This window comes from Pseudomonas sp. MD195_PC81_125 (assembly GCF_014060985.1).
GTDB lineage: Bacteria > Pseudomonadota > Gammaproteobacteria > Pseudomonadales > Pseudomonadaceae > Aquipseudomonas > Aquipseudomonas parakoreensis.
Genome location: NZ_JABULD010000242.1, coordinates 1 through 3,528, shown reverse-complemented (window position 1 = coordinate 3,528; position 3,528 = coordinate 1). Strand labels below are relative to the sequence as shown.

2 protein-coding genes and 2 pseudogenes are annotated in these 3,528 nt (G+C 58.8%); 1 reads left to right on the top strand and 3 read right to left on the bottom strand.

Annotated elements, in window-relative coordinates; translation table 11 throughout:
• Positions 1–168: 168 nt before the first annotated feature.
• Positions 169–1,387 (top strand): annotated as a pseudogene (locus HT737_RS10435) (MFS transporter).
• Positions 1,388–1,482: 95 nt separating this feature from the next.
• Here the strand turns inward: HT737_RS10435 and ychF are convergent.
• From ychF to HT737_RS10420, 3 genes and pseudogenes are all read right to left on the bottom strand, one after another.
• The gene (ychF, locus tag HT737_RS10430; RefSeq protein WP_041072487.1) at positions 1,483–2,583 is read right to left on the bottom strand and encodes a redox-regulated ATPase YchF; all 1,101 of its coding nucleotides are present in this window, start codon (positions 2,581–2,583) and stop codon (positions 1,483–1,485) included.
• 22 nt (positions 2,584–2,605) lie between these two features.
• A complete protein-coding gene (pth, locus tag HT737_RS10425) occupies positions 2,606–3,190 on the bottom strand; it encodes an aminoacyl-tRNA hydrolase (RefSeq protein ID WP_003228164.1) in 585 nt (194 codons plus the stop codon).
• A gap of 169 nt (positions 3,191–3,359) precedes the next feature.
• Positions 3,360–3,528 (bottom strand): annotated as a pseudogene (locus HT737_RS10420) (50S ribosomal protein L25); the annotation flags it as partial.

Genomic DNA, 3,528 nt, shown 5'->3' with positions numbered 1-3,528 from the left:
TTWTAAAAACAGAATCAAAAAGATCGCACCTGCGGCAGCTCCTACAGGGATTGATGAGTTATCGAACCGGACGTTAGTTAGCTGGCTAAGGGGATGGCGCTGATGCACCGAAAAATGGCACATTGACGCACCTGCCTGCGTGCACCCATCTGCTGTACGGAAACTTCCATGGCTATCAGCAACGCTCAGACCGCCGCTGCCTCGGCGTCCGTTCCTCCCCAAAGCAGCCCGTTGGTGATGCGTATCATCGGCGCGGTGGCGCTGGCGCATTTGATCAACGACCTGATTCAGTCAGTGCTGCCGTCGATCTACCCGATGCTCAAAGCCAACTATGGCTTGAGCTTCACTCAGGTTGGGCTGATCACGCTGACCTTCCAGTTGACCGCATCGCTGTTGCAGCCGTGGGTCGGTTACCACACGGACCGCCATCCAAAACCGTGGCTGTTGCCGGCGGGCTCGATCTGCACGCTGATCGGCATCGTGATGATGTCGGTGGTCGGCAGTTTCCCGTTGATTCTGCTGGCGGCGGCATTGATCGGTATCGGTTCTTCGACCTTTCACCCCGAAGCCTCGCGAATTGCCCGGCTGGCCTCGGGCGGGCGCTTTGGTCTGGCGCAATCGACCTTCCAGGTCGGCGGTAACGCCGGTTCCGCGTTCGGCCCGTTATTGGCAGCGGCGATCATTATTCCGTTCGGTCAGGGCAACGTGGCGTGGTTCGGTCTGTTCGCGGTGTTTGCGCTGTTCGTGCTGTACCGCATCAGTCGCTGGTACGCCCATCACTTGAACCTGTTCAAGCTCAAGGCCGGCCAGGCGGCGACTCACGGGCTGTCGAAGGGCAGGGTGATCAGTGCGCTGGTGGTGCTCGGCTTGCTGGTGTTTTCCAAGTATTTCTACATGGCCAGCCTTACCAGCTATTTCACCTTCTACCTGATCGAGAAGTTCGACCTGTCGGTGGCCAGTTCGCAGTTGCATCTGTTCCTGTTTCTCGGTGCGGTGGCGGCGGGGACGTTCTTTGGCGGGCCGATTGGCGACAAGATCGGGCGTAAGGCGGTGATCTGGTTTTCGATTCTCGGCGTGGCACCGTTCACCTTGCTGATGCCGCACGTCGATCTGTTCTGGACCTCTGTCCTCAGTGTGGTGATCGGCTTCATCCTCGCCTCGGCGTTCTCGGCGATTGTGGTGTACGCGCAAGAGCTGGTGCCGGGTAATGTCGGGATGATTGCCGGGGTGTTCTTCGGCTTGATGTTCGGTTTTGGCGGGATCGGCGCGGCGTTGCTCGGGCATCTGGCGGATGTGCACGGCATCGAGTTCGTGTATTTCCTGTGCTCGTTTTTTGCCGTTGTTTGGCGTGCTGGCGATCTTCTTGCCACGCACTAAAAAGGCCTGACTCCACATCGCTCCCACAGGGGAAATATGTTCAGCAGTAAATTTCAGGCACAAAAAAGCCGCGTATCAAACGCGGCTTTTTCTTGGACGTAACGCTTAGACGTTGAAGCGGAAGTGCATCACGTCACCGTCCTTGACGATGTAGTCCTTGCCTTCCAGGCGCCATTTACCGGCTTCCTTGGCACCGGCTTCGCCCTTGTACTGGATGAAGTCGTTGTAAGCGATGACTTCGGCGCGGATGAAGCCTTTTTCGAAGTCGGTGTGGATCACGCCGGCAGCTTGGGGTGCGGTGGCACCGACGCGGACGGTCCAGGCGCGGACTTCTTCGACGCCGGCGGTGAAGTAAGTCTGCAGGTGCAGCATTTCGTAGCCGGCACGGATCACGCGGTTCAGGCCAGGCTCTTCCAGGCCCAGCGCCTCGAGGAACATGTCCTTCTCTTCGCCGTCTTCGAGCTCGGCGATTTCCGCTTCGATCTTGTTGCACACCGGAACCACCATGGCGCCTTCTTCTTCGGCGATGGCCTTGACCACGTCCAGGTGCGGGTTGTTCTCGAAACCGTCTTCAGCGACGTTGGCGATGTACATGACCGGTTTGGTGGTCAGCAGGTGGAAACCCTTGATGATCGCCTTCTCGTCGGCGCTCATGTTCTTCATCAGGCTGCGCGCAGGCTTGCCTTCGGTGAAGTGAGGGATCAATTGCTCCAGCAGGGCTTTCTGAGCCACTGCGTCCTTGTCACCACCCTTGGCATTGCGCGCGACTTTCTGCAGTTGCTTCTCGCAGCTGTCGAGGTCGGCGAAGATCAGTTCCAGGTCGATGATTTCGATGTCGCGCTTCGGGTTGACGCTGTTGGACACGTGGATCACGTTGTCGTCTTCGAAGCAGCGCACCACGTGAGCGATGGCGTCGGTTTCACGGATGTTGGCCAGGAACTTGTTGCCCAGACCTTCACCTTTCGAGGCGCCGGCCACCAGCCCAGCGATGTCGACGAATTCCATGGTGGTCGGCAGGATGCGCTTCGGATTGACGATGGCCGCCAGCGCGTCCAGACGCGGATCCGGCATCGGCACGATGCCGCTATTCGGCTCGATGGTGCAGAAGGGGAAGTTCTCGGCCGCGATACCGGATTTGGTCAGGGCGTTGAACAGGGTGGACTTGCCGACGTTAGGCAGGCCGACGATGCCGCAATTGAATCCCATGGTGTTTCCCCTCGGATTAGAGTCAGGCCTTCTGGCTGTGCAGGTTTTTCATCGCGCGGTTCCATTCCCCGGCGAGGATATCCGGCAGCACGCCGAGGGCAAAGTCGATGCTGGCATCGAGTTTTTCCTGTTCGGCGCGTGGCGCACGACCCAGGACGAAATTTGAAACCATACTGGCGACGCCCGGGTGGCCGATGCCAAGCCGCAGGCGGTAGAACGTATTCTGATTGCCCAGTTGCGCGATGATGTCGCGCAACCCGTTGTGACCGCCATGGCCGCCGCCCTGCTTGAGCTTGGCGACGCCCGGAGGCAGGTCGAGTTCGTCGTGCGCCACCAGGATTTCTTCAGGCTTGATGCGGAAGAAACCGGCGAGTGCCGCCACGGCCTGGCCGCTGCGGTTCATGTAGGTGGTGGGAATCAGCAGGCGAACATCCTGACCCTGATGCGAGTAGCGCCCGGTCAGGCCAAAATATTTGCGATCGGCCACAAGGTTCACACCTTGCGCGGCAGCGATGCGCTCAACAAAAAGGGCCCCTGCGTTATGCCGGGTCTGTTCGTATTCGGCGCCTGGATTTCCCAGGCCAACGATCAGTTTGATGGCAGTCACGATAGGGGCCCTTCCTTGGAGTGGTGTTTGACATCGCCGCGATCAGTGAAGGCGGCGAAAGTGGACGAAAATTGCTCATTTACCATGAATGTAAACTCCGCGTTCCCGCCCGCTTTCTCGCTACGTTCCAGTCCGCGATGTTTCACTCACTCCGACGAACAGAGTGAAATTACTCTGCTGCGCCTTCTTCGGTAGCTTCTGGAGCAACACGTGGAGCGTGGACGTTGGCTACTGCCTTGTCATCGCCGTGTGCCAGAGCAACGAACTCGACACCTTTAGGAGCTTTGAGGTCCGACAGGTGAACGATGGTGCCGATTTCAGCGTTAGCCAGGTCGACT

What these genes read in the sequence shown, in the direction of transcription:
- ychF (WP_041072487.1), bottom strand. Translation starts at nt 2,583, where the DNA reads ATGGGATTCAATTGCGGCATCGTCGGCCTGCCTAACGTCGGCAAGTCC.